Annotated in this window: 12 protein-coding genes; 5 read left to right on the top strand and 7 right to left on the bottom strand. The window is 56.4% G+C overall.

From position 1 onward, the window contains the following. Positions 1–169 precede the first annotated feature (169 nt). The 4 genes from hcr to aqpZ all read right to left on the bottom strand — a co-directional run bounded on the left by hcr (position 170) and on the right by aqpZ (position 4652). Complete coding sequence (hcr, locus tag B8P98_RS18740; protein WP_080897571.1) at positions 170–1138, bottom strand: NADH oxidoreductase; 969 nt, start codon at positions 1136–1138, stop codon at positions 170–172. Between the two features lie 9 nt (positions 1139–1147). Continuing rightward, the gene (hcp, locus tag B8P98_RS18735) at positions 1148–2800 is read right to left on the bottom strand and encodes a hydroxylamine reductase (protein WP_080897600.1); all 1653 of its coding nucleotides are present in this window, start codon (positions 2798–2800) and stop codon (positions 1148–1150) included. A gap of 142 nt (positions 2801–2942) precedes the next feature. Next, positions 2943–3842, bottom strand: a complete 900-nt coding sequence (locus B8P98_RS18730; protein ID WP_025712983.1) for a LysO family transporter — start codon at positions 3840–3842, stop codon at positions 2943–2945. 114 nt (positions 3843–3956) lie between these two features. Further along, positions 3957–4652 (bottom strand): aquaporin Z, encoded by a 696-nt coding sequence (aqpZ, locus tag B8P98_RS18725; RefSeq protein WP_002896434.1) that lies wholly within the window; start codon positions 4650–4652, stop codon positions 3957–3959. Between the two features lie 419 nt (positions 4653–5071). On the opposite strand from aqpZ, the gene B8P98_RS18720 reads away from it, so the two are divergent. From B8P98_RS18720 to macB, 3 genes are all read left to right on the top strand, one after another. Next, positions 5072–6730: an ATP-dependent endonuclease gene (locus B8P98_RS18720; RefSeq protein ID WP_080897570.1), complete on the top strand. Its 1659-nt coding sequence runs from the start codon at positions 5072–5074 to the stop codon at positions 6728–6730. A 147-nt stretch (positions 6731–6877) separates the two neighbouring features. Continuing rightward, positions 6878–7993 (top strand): macrolide transporter subunit MacA, encoded by a 1116-nt coding sequence (gene macA, locus B8P98_RS18715; RefSeq protein WP_025712980.1) that lies wholly within the window; start codon positions 6878–6880, stop codon positions 7991–7993. Beyond that, positions 7990–9930 carry a macrolide ABC transporter ATP-binding protein/permease MacB gene (macB, locus tag B8P98_RS18710; RefSeq protein WP_095033292.1) on the top strand — a complete coding sequence of 647 codons (1941 nt, stop codon included), beginning with the start codon at positions 7990–7992 and terminating at the stop codon, positions 9928–9930. The genes macA and macB overlap by 4 nt, the downstream gene beginning before the upstream one ends. A gap of 66 nt (positions 9931–9996) precedes the next feature. Here macB and cspD read toward each other — a convergent pair whose 3' ends face one another. After that, positions 9997–10218, bottom strand: a complete 222-nt coding sequence (gene cspD / locus B8P98_RS18705) for a cold shock-like protein CspD (protein ID WP_002896516.1) — start codon at positions 10216–10218, stop codon at positions 9997–9999. A gap of 325 nt (positions 10219–10543) precedes the next feature. On the opposite strand from cspD, the gene clpS reads away from it, so the two are divergent. After that, the gene (gene clpS, locus B8P98_RS18700) at positions 10544–10861 is read left to right on the top strand and encodes an ATP-dependent Clp protease adapter ClpS (RefSeq protein WP_025712978.1); all 318 of its coding nucleotides are present in this window, start codon (positions 10544–10546) and stop codon (positions 10859–10861) included. A gap of 30 nt (positions 10862–10891) precedes the next feature. Next, on the top strand, positions 10892–13171 hold the full coding sequence (gene clpA, locus B8P98_RS18695) for an ATP-dependent Clp protease ATP-binding subunit ClpA (RefSeq protein ID WP_025712977.1): 2280 nt from the start codon (positions 10892–10894) through the stop codon (positions 13169–13171). A gap of 113 nt (positions 13172–13284) precedes the next feature. Here the strand turns inward: clpA and infA are convergent, their stop codons facing one another. Beyond that, positions 13285–13503 (bottom strand): translation initiation factor IF-1, encoded by a 219-nt coding sequence (infA, locus tag B8P98_RS18690; protein WP_001040187.1) that lies wholly within the window; start codon positions 13501–13503, stop codon positions 13285–13287. A gap of 350 nt (positions 13504–13853) precedes the next feature. Beyond that, positions 13854–14558: a leucyl/phenylalanyl-tRNA--protein transferase gene (aat, locus tag B8P98_RS18685; protein ID WP_025712976.1), complete on the bottom strand. Its 705-nt coding sequence runs from the start codon at positions 14556–14558 to the stop codon at positions 13854–13856. Between the last annotated feature and the right edge of the window lie 29 nt (positions 14559–14587).

Below are 14587 nucleotides of genomic sequence, written 5' to 3'. Positions count from 1 at the left end.
TTGTTGGTTTGCAACTTTTTCAGTCTGAGAAAACGTTTATCTCCTGTCGCCTGAGCGTTTATTGTCGCCAGGGATTTTCCCGGAGGCGGCGCATTGCGCCTTCTCCGGGCTACCAAATCGCACAACGCTGTAGCCCCGGTAAGCGGTAGCGCCACCGGGGATTTTGACCTCAGGCGAGAACCAGATCGCTTTGCGGGTGACAGGAGCAGGCCAGCACATAGCCGTCGGCGATTTCAGCGTCGGTCAACGTCATGGTGCTGGTGACGTTGTACTTCCCGGAAACCACTTTGGTTTTGCAGCAGCCGCAGACGCCGGCGCGGCAGGCGACGGTCACCGGCACCTTATTGCTCTCCAGCGCTTCCAGCAACGTGGTGCCAACCGGCGCGTAGAACGTTTTTGCCGGCTGCAGTTTAGTGAATTTCAACCCGCTGGTGGCCGCCTCCGCCACCGGAGTGAAAAACTTCTCCTTATAGAAGCGGGTGACCCCTAAGGCGGTCACCTCCTGCTCGACCTTCTCCATATAAGGTGCCGGGCCGCAGGTCATCACGATGCGGCTGGTTAAATCCGGCACGCTTTGCAACAGCTCGCGGGTGAGGCGTCCGGCAACAAAGCCATGGGCGGCATGGTGCTCCGCCACCAGGGTGACCGGATACTCGCGCCACGCTTCAGCGAAAATGACATCCTCCGGCGAACGAACGTTATAGATAACCTGCACGTCCGCCTGCGGGCGGTGCTTCGCCAGCCAGCGGCGCATCGACATGATCGGCGTCACCCCACAGCCGGCGGCCAGCAGCAGGAATTTATCTTCCGCTTTGTCGTCACAGGTAAACTCGCCCATGGCATCCGACAGCCAAAGATAATCGCCGCGTTTGACCTCGCGGGTTAACCACTGCGATCCCACACCCTCGTCAATACGACGAACGGTCAGCGTAATGTATTCGCTGACCCCCGGCGTCGAAGAGAGGGTATAAGCGCGCAGCGTTTCCGCCGAGTTACGCACGCTGACCAGAGCGTACTGGCCAGCACGGTACGGATAGTAATCGTGGCACAGCAGCGAAAGGGTCCACACGTCCGGGGTTTCCTGGTGAATGTGGTGAACCTGCATCCGCCACGGGCACTGGGGGGTTGGCATAGTCATCAGGACTCCTTACGCACTCAGCAACTGCTGCATATCTTGTTCAACGGTGGTGACGGAACGCAGGCCGAACTTCTCGTTGAGGACCGCCAGCAGGTCCGGCGTGAAGAAGCCAGGCGCAGTCGGGCCGGTGACGATGTTTTTCACCCCCAGCGACAGCAGCGTCAACAAGATGACGATCGCTTTCTGTTCGAACCAGGAGAGCACCAGCGACAGCGGCAGATCGTTGACGCCACAGCCCAGTTTTTCCGCCAGCGTCACTGCCAGAATAATTGCCGAATAGGCATCGTTACATTGCCCGGCGTCGACCAGGCGCGGCAGCCCTTCGATATCGCCAAAGTCCAGCTTGTTGAAGCGGTATTTACCGCAGGCAAGCGTCAGGATCAGGCAATCGTCCGGCACGCTGGTGGCAAAATCGGTGAAGTAGTTACGTTCGCCGCGCGCGCCATCGCAGCCGCCAACGAGGAAGATGTGGCGCAGTTTTTCGCGGCTGACCAGATCGATCAGTGTATCCGCCGCGCCGAGCAGCGTTTGACGGCCAAAGCCGACGGTGATCAGATGCGGGATTTCGCTATACGGGAAGCCCGCCATCTGCTGCGCCTGGGCAATAACCGGAGAGAAGTCTTCGCCTTCCAGATGGTTGACGCCTGGCCAGCCGACGATGCTGCGGGTCCAGATGCGGTCGTCGTAGGCGCCGACGGTCGGGTCGATGATGCAGTTAGAGGTCATCACGATGGGACCCGGGAAGCGGGCAAATTCCACTTGCTGGTTCTGCCAGCCGCTGCCGTAGTTGCCGATCAGATGTTTGAATTTACGCAGCTCCGGATAGCCGTGCGCCGGCAGCATTTCGCCGTGGGTATAGACGTTGACGCCGGTGCCTTCTGTCTGCTCCAGCAGATTATAAAGATCCTTCAGATCGTGACCGGAGATCAGGATGCACTTCCCTTCGGTGGCTTTAACGTTGACCTGAGTCGGCGTCGGGTGGCCGTATTTGGTGGTTTCACCGGCGTCGAGGATGCTCATCACTTTGAAGTTCATCTGGCCGATTTCCATCGAACACTCCAGCAGAGCGTTCATATCGGCCGGCCAGGTTCCCAGCCATGCCATGATTTTATGGTACTGGGCATAAATAGCGTTGTCGTACTGGCCGAGCACATGGGCGTGTTCCATATAGGCCGCCGCGCCTTTCAGGCCGTACAGGCACAGCAGACGCAGGCCGAGGATATTCTCACCGATGGCGGCTTTGTCTTTATTCGGGGTATAGTCCGCCGCCTGACGCTGCAGGTCGCCCAGATCGTCGCTGACCAGCTGCAGGTCGGCGACCGGGCTATCGACCGCGGCGCTGGCATCAATAGCCAGGCATTGCGCTTTCAGTGCCTCGCGCATCGCGATCGCCTGACGGGCGTAGCCGACAATACGCGGAGAGTCGAAGTTCACGTTGGTCAGGGTGGAGAAGAACGCGCGGGGGGCAAAGCTGTCGACCTCATGATCGATAATGCCATATTCACGCGCTTTGAGCGCCCAGGCGGACAGGCCTTGCAGTGACGCAATCAGCAGATCCTGCAGATCGGAGGTTTCCGCTGTTTTACCGCACATTCCCTGCGCGTAAGAGCAGCCGTTGCCGGCTGGAGTACGAATGGTTTGTTCACATTGCACACAAAACATGGTCACACCTTTAAAGTTATATTTAATATACATGTTTAAGGTTATGCCGCACGACACCAGGAGAAAAGGTATTTCTGATACAACTTAAAGGGAGATTGATTTAGCGCAAATTTGGCGGCAGGTGGCTGCCGCCAGCGCGTGCTCAGGCGGTGAAAAAGGCGATCAGGATCGGGACCAGCAGGCTGAGAAGAAAACCGTGCACGATGGCGGCAGGGACGATCTCGACCCCGCCGGAACGCTGGAGTACCGGTAAGGTGAAATCCATCGAGGTGGCGCCACACAGCCCCAGCGCCGTGGAGCGGCTGCGGCGAATTAAACCCGGAATTAACATGATGGCCAGCAGCTCGCGGCACAGATCGTTAAAGAACGCCGCGCTGCCAATCACCGGGCCAAAGGATTCGGTGAGTAAAATACCGGAGAGCGAGTACCAGCCAAAGCCGCTGGCCATCGCCAGACCGGTCTTTAATGGCAGACCGAGAATAAACGCATTGAGTATCCCGCCGAGTAATGAACTGGCGGTGACCACCACCGCGACGATCATTCCCCGCCGGTTAAGAACTATTTGTCGCAGGCTCATTCCGTTATTGCGTAATTGAATACCGACGAGGAACAGGAGAAAAATCAGCGTATATTCGCTGGCTTCGGTCGCGTGCTGTAAAAAAGGCAGGCCGGTCAGGCCAAGCAAAAAACCGAGCACTACCACACCGCATAGCTGAAGTGATTCGAGAGCCATGGCCAGGCGCGAGGGTAATTTCTCCTGACGATGTTGACTACGCCAGGGCATTTTTCTTTCCAGCCACAGCAGGGCGGCGATATTACACAGTAAAATGATAACTACGCTGACCGCGGCGTAATGCAGTATCGCTAACAGGTTGCTGGCCAGATTGTCGAGAAACGCCAGGCTGATCCCCATAAAAAAGAGGATGACATAGACAATCCAGCTGAGCATCCGGTTAATCAGTTTTAGCGCGGAGGGGTGACGAAGAGGCAGTAAATAGCCGACGACCAGCGGCAACAGAATGATGAACAGTCCCGAGAACATGAACGACGCAGCCCTTGCATGATGAGAATAGCGCCCATGACACTACCCAAATCACCGGGCCGAGTAAAGCAGTCACCAGAAAGAAAAAGCCCGGAGAACCGGGCTTTGAAAGGGTTAATCGCGTTTTTCCAGCAGAGTGCGATACAGCACGCCGCCGAGGATCCCGCCAACGATCGGCATGACCCAGAACAACCATAGCTGCTGCAGCGCCCAGCCGCCCTGGAAAATCGCCACCGCGGTGCTGCGCGCCGGGTTGACGGAGGTGTTAGTGACCGGAATGCTGATCAGGTGGATGAGGGTCAGCGCCAGGCCGATAGCGATCGGCGCAAAGCCCGCCGGCGCGTGTTTATCGGTCGCGCCATGGATAACCAGCAGGAAGCCGCAGGTCAGGACGATTTCAATAACGATAGCCGACAGCATAGAGAAGCCACCCGGAGAGTGCTCGCCATAGCCGTTGGAAGCAAAGCCGCTGGCGGCGGCATCAAAGCCTGCTTTACCACTGGCCACCACATACAGGACCGCGGCGGCAATAATCCCGCCGACGACCTGGGCAATAATATAGCCAATCACCTCTTTTGCCGGGAAACGACCGCCGGCCCACAGGCCTAACGTTACCGCCGGGTTGAAATGGCCCCCGGAAATATGGCCCACGGCGAACGCCATAGTAAGTACCGTTAAACCAAAGGCCAGCGCCACGCCGGCAAAACCGATACCCAGCTCGGGGAATGCTGCGGCCAGCACGGCGCTACCGCAGCCACCAAATACAAGCCAGAAGGTACCGAAACATTCGGCTGCTAATTTTCTGAACATAACCACCTCAATTTAAATGTATACGCGCACGAGCGGACCGTGCCGGTCTTTATTTATCGTGATAAGGGACGACGACAAAAATAAAGCGGCGTTATTTTAGAGATAATCGCCATCCCACAGCCAGTTAAATATATTGATATTATTTGATTTAGGGCAAGGTGAAGAGATTCCGTTTGCCGGGATTGCCATTCCTTTATCCGTGCGAGATTACCAATAGTGTAGAACAGAACGTCTAAAATAAAACTATTTTGTTTGATGAATAATCAATAGCCGTTAATAGGGGATAATTGAACAATTTTATGAATATATTTTACTTACTGAATATGATGCCCAGAGGCGATTAAGCGGAGTGTCATCTTGCCGTCGCCCTCGCTATACTGTTGATTACTGAAGGAGAGGGGTGGTGTAGCGGAGGGGATATGCTTCTTGAGCGCGTAGAAATCGTCGGTTTTCGCGGTATCAATCGTTTGTCGTTGATGCTGGAGCAAAATAACGTCCTGATCGGGGAGAACGCGTGGGGGAAGTCCAGTCTGCTCGATGCGCTGACCCTGCTTTTGTCCCCTGAGTTCGATCTTTATCACTTTGTCCGCGATGACTTCTGGTTTCCGCCCGGTGACATCCAGGGGCGCGAACACCATTTGCACATTATCCTGACCTTCCGCGAAACGGAACCTGGTCGCCATCGGGTGCGGCGCTTTCGTCCGCTTCAGCGCTGCTGGGTGCCTTGCGATGACGGGTATCACCGGGTGTTCTACCGCCTCGAGGGCGAGCTCGCCGGGGACGACAGCGTGTTGACCCTGCGCAGTTTTATCGATGGTGAAGGTGAAGCGCTGGCGCTGGAAGATATTGACGAGCTGGCCCGACACCTGGTGCGATTGATGCCGGTGTTGCGCCTGCGCGACGCGCGCTTTATGCGGCGCATTCATAACGGGACGGTACCGCACTCGCCGCAGATAGAGATCACCGCCCGCCAGCTGGATTTCCTGTCCCGCGAACTGGTCAGCCATCCGCAAAATTTATCTGACGGTCAGATCCGCCAGGGGCTGTCGGCCATGGTGCAACTGCTGGAGCATTACTTTGCTGAGCAAAGTAGCGCTCAGACGCGACATCGCCTGATGCGGCGGCGCTCTCATGATGAACAGCGCAGCTGGCGGTATCTGGATATTATCAACCGGATGATTGATAAGCCCGGCGGGAGAAGCCATCGGGTGATCCTGCTGGGGCTGTTTGCCACCCTGCTGCAGGCCAAAGGAACAGTACGTCTCGATCGCGATGCGCGGCCATTGCTGCTGATTGAAGATCCGGAAACCCGTTTGCATCCGATCATGCTCTCCGTCGCCTGGCACCTGCTGAATTTGTTGCCGTTGCAGCGCGTGACCACCACCAACTCCGGAGAGCTGTTGTCCCTGACGCCGGTGGAGCAGGTATGCCGGTTGGTGCGCGAGTCTGCGCGGGTATCGGCGTGGCGGCTGGGGCCGGGCGGAATGAATGCCGAAGACAGCCGGCGTATCGCTTTTCATATTCGTTTCAATCGCGCTTCATCGCTCTTCGCCCGCTGCTGGCTGCTGGTGGAGGGGGAGACAGAGACCTGGGTCATCAACGAACTGGCCCGCCAGTGTGGCCATCATTTTGATGCCGAGGGGGTGAAGGTGATTGAATTCGCCCAGTCCGGCCTGAAACCATTAATCAAATTTGCCCGGCGGATGGGGATCCAGTGGCACGTTCTGGTGGATGGTGATGAAGCGGGGAAAAAATATGCCGCGACGGTGCGCGGTCTGCTCAATAACGATCGTGAGCTGGAGCGCGACCATTTGACCAGCCTGCCGGCGCTGGATATGGAACATTTTATGTATCGCCAGGGATTTGATGATGTTTATCACCGGGTGGCGCAGATCCCGGCCAATGTCCCGATGAATATGCGGCGGGTGATCACTAAAGCCATCCATCGCTCATCTAAACCTGACCTGGCTATTGAGGTGGCGATGGAAGCGGGCCGTCGTGGGGTGGACGCGGTGCCAACGTTGCTGAAAAAAATGTTCTCGCGGGTGCTGTGGCTGGCACGCGGTCGCGCTGATTAATCTCATCGCCGCCGGGAATACCGACGGCGCAAACTTCTCCGGCAGCTCAACAAAACGTAAGCAACGCTAAAAATGGGTGTTCTGTCGCCAGTGGGTTTCGATAGAATCACCGCCTGAAGCGGCAGGAGAAACAGCAGGAATCGGATTATGAAAGTGAAGGGAAAACGCAGGACCATCTGGTGGCTGCTGGCAATCGTTGTACTGGCGTTAGCCGTCTGGGGATGGCGCATTCTCAACGCGCCACTGCCGCACTATCAGACGCTGGTGGTGCGTAAAGGCGACCTCCAGCAGAGCGTGCTGGCCACCGGCAAGCTGGACGCCTTGCGCAAAGTTGACGTGGGGGCCCAGGTCAGCGGACAGCTGAAAACGCTACATGTCAATATTGGCGATAAGGTCAAAAAGGACCAGTTGCTGGGGGTTATCGATCCTGAGCAGGCGCAAAACCAGATTAAAGAGGTTGAAGCCACGCTAATGGAACTGCGGGCCCAGCTCAACCAGGCACGCGCAGAGAGTAAACTGGCGCAGGTGACTCTTGCCCGTCAGCAACAGCTGGCGCAGCGCCAGCTGGTGTCGCGACAGGACCTCGATACCGCGACCACCGACCTGGCGGTGAAACAGGCGCAAATCGGTACGATTGAGGCGCAAATTAAGCGTAACCAGGCGACCCTTGATACCGCGAAGACCAACCTCGACTACACGCGGATACTGGCGCCGATGGCAGGTGAAGTGACGCAAATTACCACCCTGCAGGGACAGACGGTGATCGCGGCGCAGCAAGCCCCAAACATTCTGACGCTGGCGGATCTTAGCACCATGCTGGTCAAAGCGCAGGTGTCTGAAGCGGATGTTATCCACCTCAGACCGGGGCAAAAGGCGTGGTTTACCGTACTGGGCGACCCGCTAACCCGCTATGAAGGTAAGCTGAAAGACATTCTGCCGACGCCGGAAAAAGTGAATGACGCCATCTTCTATTTTGCCCGCTTCGAGGTACCGAACCCGCAGGGGATCCTGCGCCTCGACATGACCGCGCAGGTGCATATTCAACTGGCCGAGGTGAAAAACGTGATCACTATTCCGCTGAGCGCCCTGGGCGACGCGGTGGGTGATAACCGCTACCACGTCCGGCTGTTGCGCACCGGTGAGGTAAAAGAGCGTGAGGTTGCCATTGGCGCCCGCAACGATACCGACGTCGCGGTGGTGCAGGGCCTGGAAGAGGGGGATGAGGTGATCGTCGGCGAGAGCGCGAGCGGGGCGGCAAAATGACGGCGTTGCTTGAGCTGCGTGATATTCGTCGTAGCTACCCTTCTGGCGACGGCAGCGTTGAGGTCCTCAAGGGGATCACCCTCAGCATCCATGCGGGTGAGATGGTGGCGATCGTGGGCGCCTCCGGCTCGGGCAAATCGACGCTAATGAACATCCTTGGCTGCCTCGACAAACCCACCAGCGGCACCTACCGGGTGGCGGGAACCGATATCGCGCAGCTGGATGGCGATGCGCTGGCGCGGCTGCGGCGGGAACACTTTGGCTTTATTTTTCAACGTTATCACCTGCTGTCACACCTTACCGCCGCGCAGAATGTTGAAGTGCCAGCGGTATATGCTGGCAGTGAACGGCGGGCGCGCCTGGCGCGCGCCCATGAGCTGCTGGTGCGGCTGGGGCTGGGCGATCGGGCGGACTATCAGCCATTGCAGTTGTCCGGCGGCCAGCAGCAGCGGGTCAGTATCGCCCGCGCCCTGATGAACGGCGGGGAGGTGATCCTCGCTGATGAACCAACCGGCGCGCTGGACAGCCATTCCGGCGAAGAGGTGATGGCGATCCTCCATCAGCTTAAAGCACAGGGGCACACGGTGATTATCGTCACCCACGATCCGCAGGTGGCCGCTCAGGCGGAGCGGATCGTTGAGATCCGCGATGGCGAGATCGTCCGCAATCCGCCCGGTAGTCTACAGCGCGGCGGGCTGCGCGCCCGTCAGCAGGCGGAGCCTTCGGCGTGGCGTCAGTTTACCAGCGGCTTTCGCGAAGCGCTGGTCATGGCGTGGCGGGCGATGGCGGCGAATAAAATGCGCACTTTGCTGACCATGCTCGGCATCATTATCGGTATTGCCTCAGTGGTGTCGATCGTGGTGGTCGGCGATGCGGCTAAGCAGATGGTGCTGGCGGATATTCGCGCCATCGGAACCAATACCATCGATGTTTACCCCGGAAAGGATTTTGGTGACGACGACCCGCGCTATCAGCAGGCGCTGAAGTATGACGATTTGCTGGCGATCCAGAAACAGCCGTGGGTGCGTTCCGCCACGCCGGCGGTGTCGAAAAGCCTGCGCCTGCGCGCAAATAATATTGACGTTGCCGCCAGCGCGGAGGGGGTCGGGCCGCAGTATTTTAATGTTTATGGCATGACGTTTAGCGAAGGCAATACCTTTAATGAGCTCCAGCTTAACAGCCGGGCGCAGGTGGTGGTACTCGACAGCAATACCCGCCGACAGCTGTTTCCCAATAAAGCGAAAGTGGTGGGAGAGGTGATCCTGGTCGGCAATATGCCCGCCACGGTGATTGGCGTCGCAGATGAAAAACAGTCAATGTTCGGCAGCAGTAAAATTCTCCGCGTCTGGTTGCCTTACACCACGATGGCGGGAAGAGTGATGGGGCAGTCGTGGCTGAACTCCATTACGGTGCGCGTTAATGAAGGCTACGACAGTGAAACGGCAGAGAAGCAGCTGCTGCGTCTGCTGGAGCTGCGGCATGGTAAAAAAGATGTATTCACCTGGAATATGGACAGCGTCTTGAAAACCGCCGAAAGGACCACACATACCTTACAGCTGTTCCTGACATTGGTGGCGGTGATTGCTCTGGTGGTTGGTGGTATTGGTGTAATGAATATTATGCTGGTGTCGGTGACAGAGCGAACGCGGGAGATCGGCATCCGCATGGCGGTAGGCGCTCGGGCCAGCGATGTGCTACAGCAGTTTCTCATCGAAGCGGTGCTGGTTTGCCTGGTCGGTGGCGCGCTGGGGGTGACGTTGTCGCTGATGATCGCGTTTATTCTGCAGTTGGTGCTGCCCGGCTGGGAGATCGGTTTTTCTCCGCTGGCGCTGGTGACGGCTTTTCTCTGTTCGACGCTGACCGGCGTGCTGTTTGGTTGGCTGCCCGCACGCAATGCGGCGCGGCTCGATCCGGTGGATGCCCTGGCGCGGGAATAGGAATAAAAATGCCAGTCAGAAGGACTGGCATTTTATTAGCAGGATGTACACAATGAAGCAAAAGAGTTATGCAGCCGTTTCCGCTTCCACAGGGACGATCACGCTGGCGTGGTTGCCTTTTGGCCCCTGGTGAACATCAAACCGAACGGCTTGTCCGGCTTTTAGCGTTCTGTAACCATCCATCTGGATGGTGGAGTAATGGGCGAAAATGTCTTCGCCGCCGCCCTCAGGGCAGATAAAACCGAACCCTTTGGCATTGTTGAACCACTTAACAGTACCCATTTCCATACTTCGACATCCTTCGTAAATCTTTATTAGTAAGATGGAATGAACCGGTGGTGGAGTGACGAGTTGTTCAATTGCTCGCCAACTCTCGCTACTACAATTTAGAGAAATACGAAAACGCGTCAAGCGATTGAGGAGGGGGAACGGCGAAAAATGCGTCAAAATTTGAAGCAGTTAACGCTATTGCCGGGGAATGTGACAGCCGTCGCGGATAGAAGCGATAGATGATAGTTATCTATGATCTATTGTAGATTTGTGATGAGCATAACCTCTGGTCATCGACAGGCCTCCGCCTGTTGGCAACAGCAACCGATGATGAACACTGACGATGAGTAAGAGAGATTGGCTGGACTTCGAGCAACTGGTTGACGACGAAGTTCGTGATGCGATTAAACCGCCATCTATGTATAAAGTGATATTGGTCAATGATGACTACACTCCAATGGAGTTTGTTATTGACGTGTTACAAAAATTCTTTTCTTATGATGTTGAACGTGCAACGCAACTGATGCTCACGGTTCACTATGAAGGTAAGGCGATTTGTGGCGTATTTACCGCGGAAGTGGCGGAGACCAAAGTCGCTATGGTGAATCAGTACGCGAGGGAGAACGAGCATCCATTGCTGTGTACGCTGGAAAAAGCCTGAATACAGGCATGAAAATTGGGGGAGGTGCCTATGCTCAATCAAGAACTGGAACTCAGTTTAAATATGGCTTTCGCCAGAGCGCGCGAGCACCGTCATGAGTTTATGACTGTCGAGCACTTGCTGCTGGCTCTGCTAAGCAACCCCTCGGCCCGTGAGGCCCTGGAAGCGTGTTCTGTGGACCTGGTGGCATTGCGTCAGGAACTTGAAGCCTTCATCGAACAAACCACACCCGTCCTGCCGGCAACGGAAGAAGAGCGCGACACCCAGCCGACGCTGAGCTTTCAGCGTGTGCTGCAGCGCGCTGTCTTCCACGTGCAATCTTCTGGCCGCAGCGAAGTAACCGGCGCTAACGTGCTGGTGGCGATTTTTAGCGAGCAGGAGTCGCAGGCCGCCTACCTGCTGCGTAAACATGAAGTGAGCCGACTTGATGTGGTGAACTTCATTTCTCATGGCACACGCAAAGACGAGCCGAGCCAGTCTTCCGACAACAGCGGAAGCCAGCCTGGTAATGAAGAGCAAGCCGGCGGGGAGGAACGTATGGAAAACTTCACCACCAACCTCAATCAGCTTGCTCGCGTTGGCGGCATTGATCCCCTGATTGGCCGTGAAAAAGAGCTGGAGCGCGCCATTCAGGTTCTGTGCCGTCGGCGTAAAAATAACCCGCTGTTGGTGGGTGAATCCGGCGTCGGCAAAACTGCAATCGCCGAAGGCCTTGCCTGGCGTATTGTGCAGGGTGATGTGCCGGAAGTGATGGCCGACTGCACTATTTACTCGCTCGACATTGGTTCTCTGCTGGCAGGCACCAAATATCGTGGCGATTTTGAAAAACGCTTTAAAGCGTTGCTCAAACAGCTGGAACAGGATACCAACAGCATCCTGTTTATTGATGAAATCCACACCATTATCGGTGCGGGAGCGGCGTCTGGCGGGCAGGTCGATGCGGCTAACCTGATCAAACCGCTGCTTTCCAGCGGCAAGATCCGGGTAATTGGCTCCACCACCTACCAGGAGTTCAGCAACATCTTTGAGAAAGATCGTGCGCTGGCCCGTCGTTTCCAGAAGATCGATATCACCGAACCGTCGGTGGAAGAGACTGTCCAGATCATCAATGGCCTGAAGCCGAAGTACGAAGCGCACCATGACGTGCGTTATACCGCTAAAGCGGTGCGTGCGGCGGTTGAGCTGGCGGTGAAATACATTAACGATCGTCATCTGCCGGATAAGGCAATTGACGTCATTGACGAAGCGGGCGCGCGGGCGCGCTTAATGCCGGTCAGCAAGCGTAAGAAAACGGTCAACGTGGCGGATATCGAATCAGTGGTAGCGCGCATTGCGCGGATCCCTGAGAAGAGCGTCTCCCAGAGCGATCGCGATACGCTGAAAAACCTGGGCGATCGTCTGAAAATGTTGGTCTTTGGTCAGGACAAAGCCATTGAGGCGCTGACCGAAGCCATCAAAATGGCGCGCGCCGGGCTGGGCCATGAGCACAAACCGGTTGGGTCATTCCTGTTCGCCGGGCCTACCGGGGTTGGGAAAACCGAAGTGACCGTGCAGCTGGCGAAGGCGCTGGGTATTGAGCTGCTGCGTTTTGACATGTCCGAATATATGGAACGTCATACCGTCAGCCGTTTAATCGGGGCGCCTCCGGGCTACGTTGGCTTCGATCAGGGCGGGCTGCTGACCGATGCGGTGATTAAACATCCGCACGCGGTGCTGCTGCTCGATGAGATCGAAAAAGCGCATCCGGATGTGTTCAACCTGCTGCTGCAGGTGATGGATAACGGGACGCTGACCGATAACAACGGCCGTAAAGCGGACTTCCGCAACGTGGTGCTGGTGATGACCACCAATGCCGGGGTGCGGGAAACTGAACGTAAATCGATTGGTCTTATCCAGCAGGACAACAGTCCGGATGCGATGGATGAGATCAAGAAGATCTTTACGCCGGAGTTCCGTAACCGCCTCGACAACATTATCTGGTTCGATCATCTGTCTACCACGGTGATCCATCAGGTTGTCGATAAGTTTATCGTCGAGCTGCAGGTTCAGCTGGATCAGAAAGGCGTCTCCCTGGAAGTAAGTCAGGAAGCGCGCGACTGGCTGGCAGAGAAAGGCTACGACCGGGCAATGGGGGCACGGCCAATGGGACGCGTCATTCAGGACAACCTGAAAAAACCGCTGGCGAACGAGCTGCTGTTTGGCTCGCTGGTCGATGGTGGTCAGGTGACGGTTGCCCTGGACAGCGCGAAAAACACGCTGACCTACGACTTCCAGAGCGCACCGAAGCACAAACCGGAAGCCGCCCACTAAGCATCTCTCCCGCATAAAAACCGGCCTCAGGCCGGTTTTTTTTGCTGATGCAGAAATGAAAAGACCGGGAATATCCCGGCCTTCAGCATCTGACGCCTTAGCGGCGAAAACAATCAGCGACTACGGAAGACAATGCGGCCTTTGCTCAGGTCGTACGGGGTCAGCTCAACAGTCACTTTGTCGCCCGTCAGAATGCGGATGTAGTTTTTACGCATTTTACCGGAGATATGCGCGGTTACCACGTGACCGTTTTCCAGTTCTACGCGGAACATAGTGTTAGGCAACGTTTCAAGTACGGTGCCCTGCATTTCAATATTGTCTTCTTTGGCCATCTAGTCCTCTGGGGTATCACTACCGTAGTTTTGAACCGGCAAGATAATGCCGAAGTTCATCATGTAAGTAAAGTTTTACGTATCTACCCTGAATCATTCACCTTGCCGTAAGGCGCATAGTCAGCACACCGGCAACAGAAATATGACGGGTATGAATCGCCGAAGTAGTTTTGGCGCATTGCCCGGGACACACACGGCCATGCCGCGTGACAGGCGCAAACGTAAAGGGGAGTGACAGAACGATGGGCGTTATCTGACTCTTATTATTCCCAAACGGCGGCGGGGCAACAGGCAGAAGCTACTCTACCGCGCAATTATACCATCCTGACGCAAAATGTGCTGAAAACATTTTATTGCACGCCGGGAAATAGCACCCGCGGCACCCAAAATCGTTCAGGCAGACGGTAACCACGTAATACTGAGAGATAGTCCAGATAATCGCGGCGAGGAATATCCATTGCCCCTAATGAAGCGGTATGGTTGTTCAGCACCTGACAGTCAATTAATTTACCGCCGCTCTGCGCAAAAGCCTGGCAGAATACCAGCAGCGCAGTTTTAGAGGCATTTTCCGCCCGGCTGAACATCGACTCGCCGCAAAACAGCGCCCCCTGCGCCACGCCGTACATTCCTCCCACCAGCGTATTCTCCTGCCAGACTTCAATGGAGTGAGCATGGCCCAGCTCATGTAGTTGATGATAGGCGCGAACGATACTGCTGGTTATCCAGGTGCCTTCGTCACGATCGCTGGCGCAGCCTTCAATCACCGCGCCAAAGGCGTGATTGAGTGTGACGCGGTAGGGCGAACGCTGATGAAAGCGTTTCATGCTGCGGCTGAGATGGAACCGCTCCGGCCAGAGTACCGCCCGGGGATCGGGCGACCACCAGAGGATCGGGTCGCCGGGAGAAAACCAGGGGAAAATACCGCGCTGATAGGCCATCAGCAGCCGCGCGGGGCTCAGATCGCCGCCGAGCGCCAGCAGGCCGTTAGGTTCTCGCAGGGCGCCTTCCGGAGAGGGGAAGGCGATAGAGTGCCGGGAGAGCTGAACCAGACGCATTTTAACCTCAATACGCATCAGCAAAAATT

The sequence above is a fragment of the Klebsiella quasivariicola genome (genome assembly GCF_002269255.1).
Classification (GTDB): Bacteria; Pseudomonadota; Gammaproteobacteria; order Enterobacterales; family Enterobacteriaceae; genus Klebsiella; species Klebsiella quasivariicola.
The sequence above is the reverse complement of the archived record's forward strand: the minus strand, read 5'-3'. Positions and strand labels throughout refer to the sequence as shown.

Excerpts from the sequence above, each read along its gene's own strand:
- macA (WP_025712980.1), top strand. The coding sequence starts at position 6,878 with ATGAAAGTGAAGGGAAAACGCAGGACCATCTGGTGGCTGCTGGCAATC.
- infA (WP_001040187.1), bottom strand. The coding sequence starts at position 13,503 with ATGGCCAAAGAAGACAATATTGAAATGCAGGGCACCGTACTTGAAACG.
- cspD (WP_002896516.1), bottom strand. The coding sequence starts at position 10,218 with ATGGAAATGGGTACTGTTAAGTGGTTCAACAATGCCAAAGGGTTCGGT.
- B8P98_RS18730 (WP_025712983.1), bottom strand. The coding sequence starts at position 3,842 with ATGTTCTCGGGACTGTTCATCATTCTGTTGCCGCTGGTCGTCGGCTAT.
- hcr (WP_080897571.1), bottom strand. The coding sequence starts at position 1,138 with ATGACTATGCCAACCCCCCAGTGCCCGTGGCGGATGCAGGTTCACCAC.
- clpA (WP_025712977.1), top strand. The coding sequence starts at position 10,892 with ATGCTCAATCAAGAACTGGAACTCAGTTTAAATATGGCTTTCGCCAGA.
- clpS (WP_025712978.1), top strand. The coding sequence starts at position 10,544 with ATGAGTAAGAGAGATTGGCTGGACTTCGAGCAACTGGTTGACGACGAA.
- aqpZ (WP_002896434.1), bottom strand. The coding sequence starts at position 4,652 with ATGTTCAGAAAATTAGCAGCCGAATGTTTCGGTACCTTCTGGCTTGTA.
- B8P98_RS18720 (WP_080897570.1), top strand. The coding sequence starts at position 5,072 with ATGCTTCTTGAGCGCGTAGAAATCGTCGGTTTTCGCGGTATCAATCGT.
- macB (WP_095033292.1), top strand. The coding sequence starts at position 7,990 with ATGACGGCGTTGCTTGAGCTGCGTGATATTCGTCGTAGCTACCCTTCT.
- aat (WP_025712976.1), bottom strand. The coding sequence starts at position 14,558 with ATGCGTCTGGTTCAGCTCTCCCGGCACTCTATCGCCTTCCCCTCTCCG.
- hcp (WP_080897600.1), bottom strand. The coding sequence starts at position 2,800 with ATGTTTTGTGTGCAATGTGAACAAACCATTCGTACTCCAGCCGGCAAC.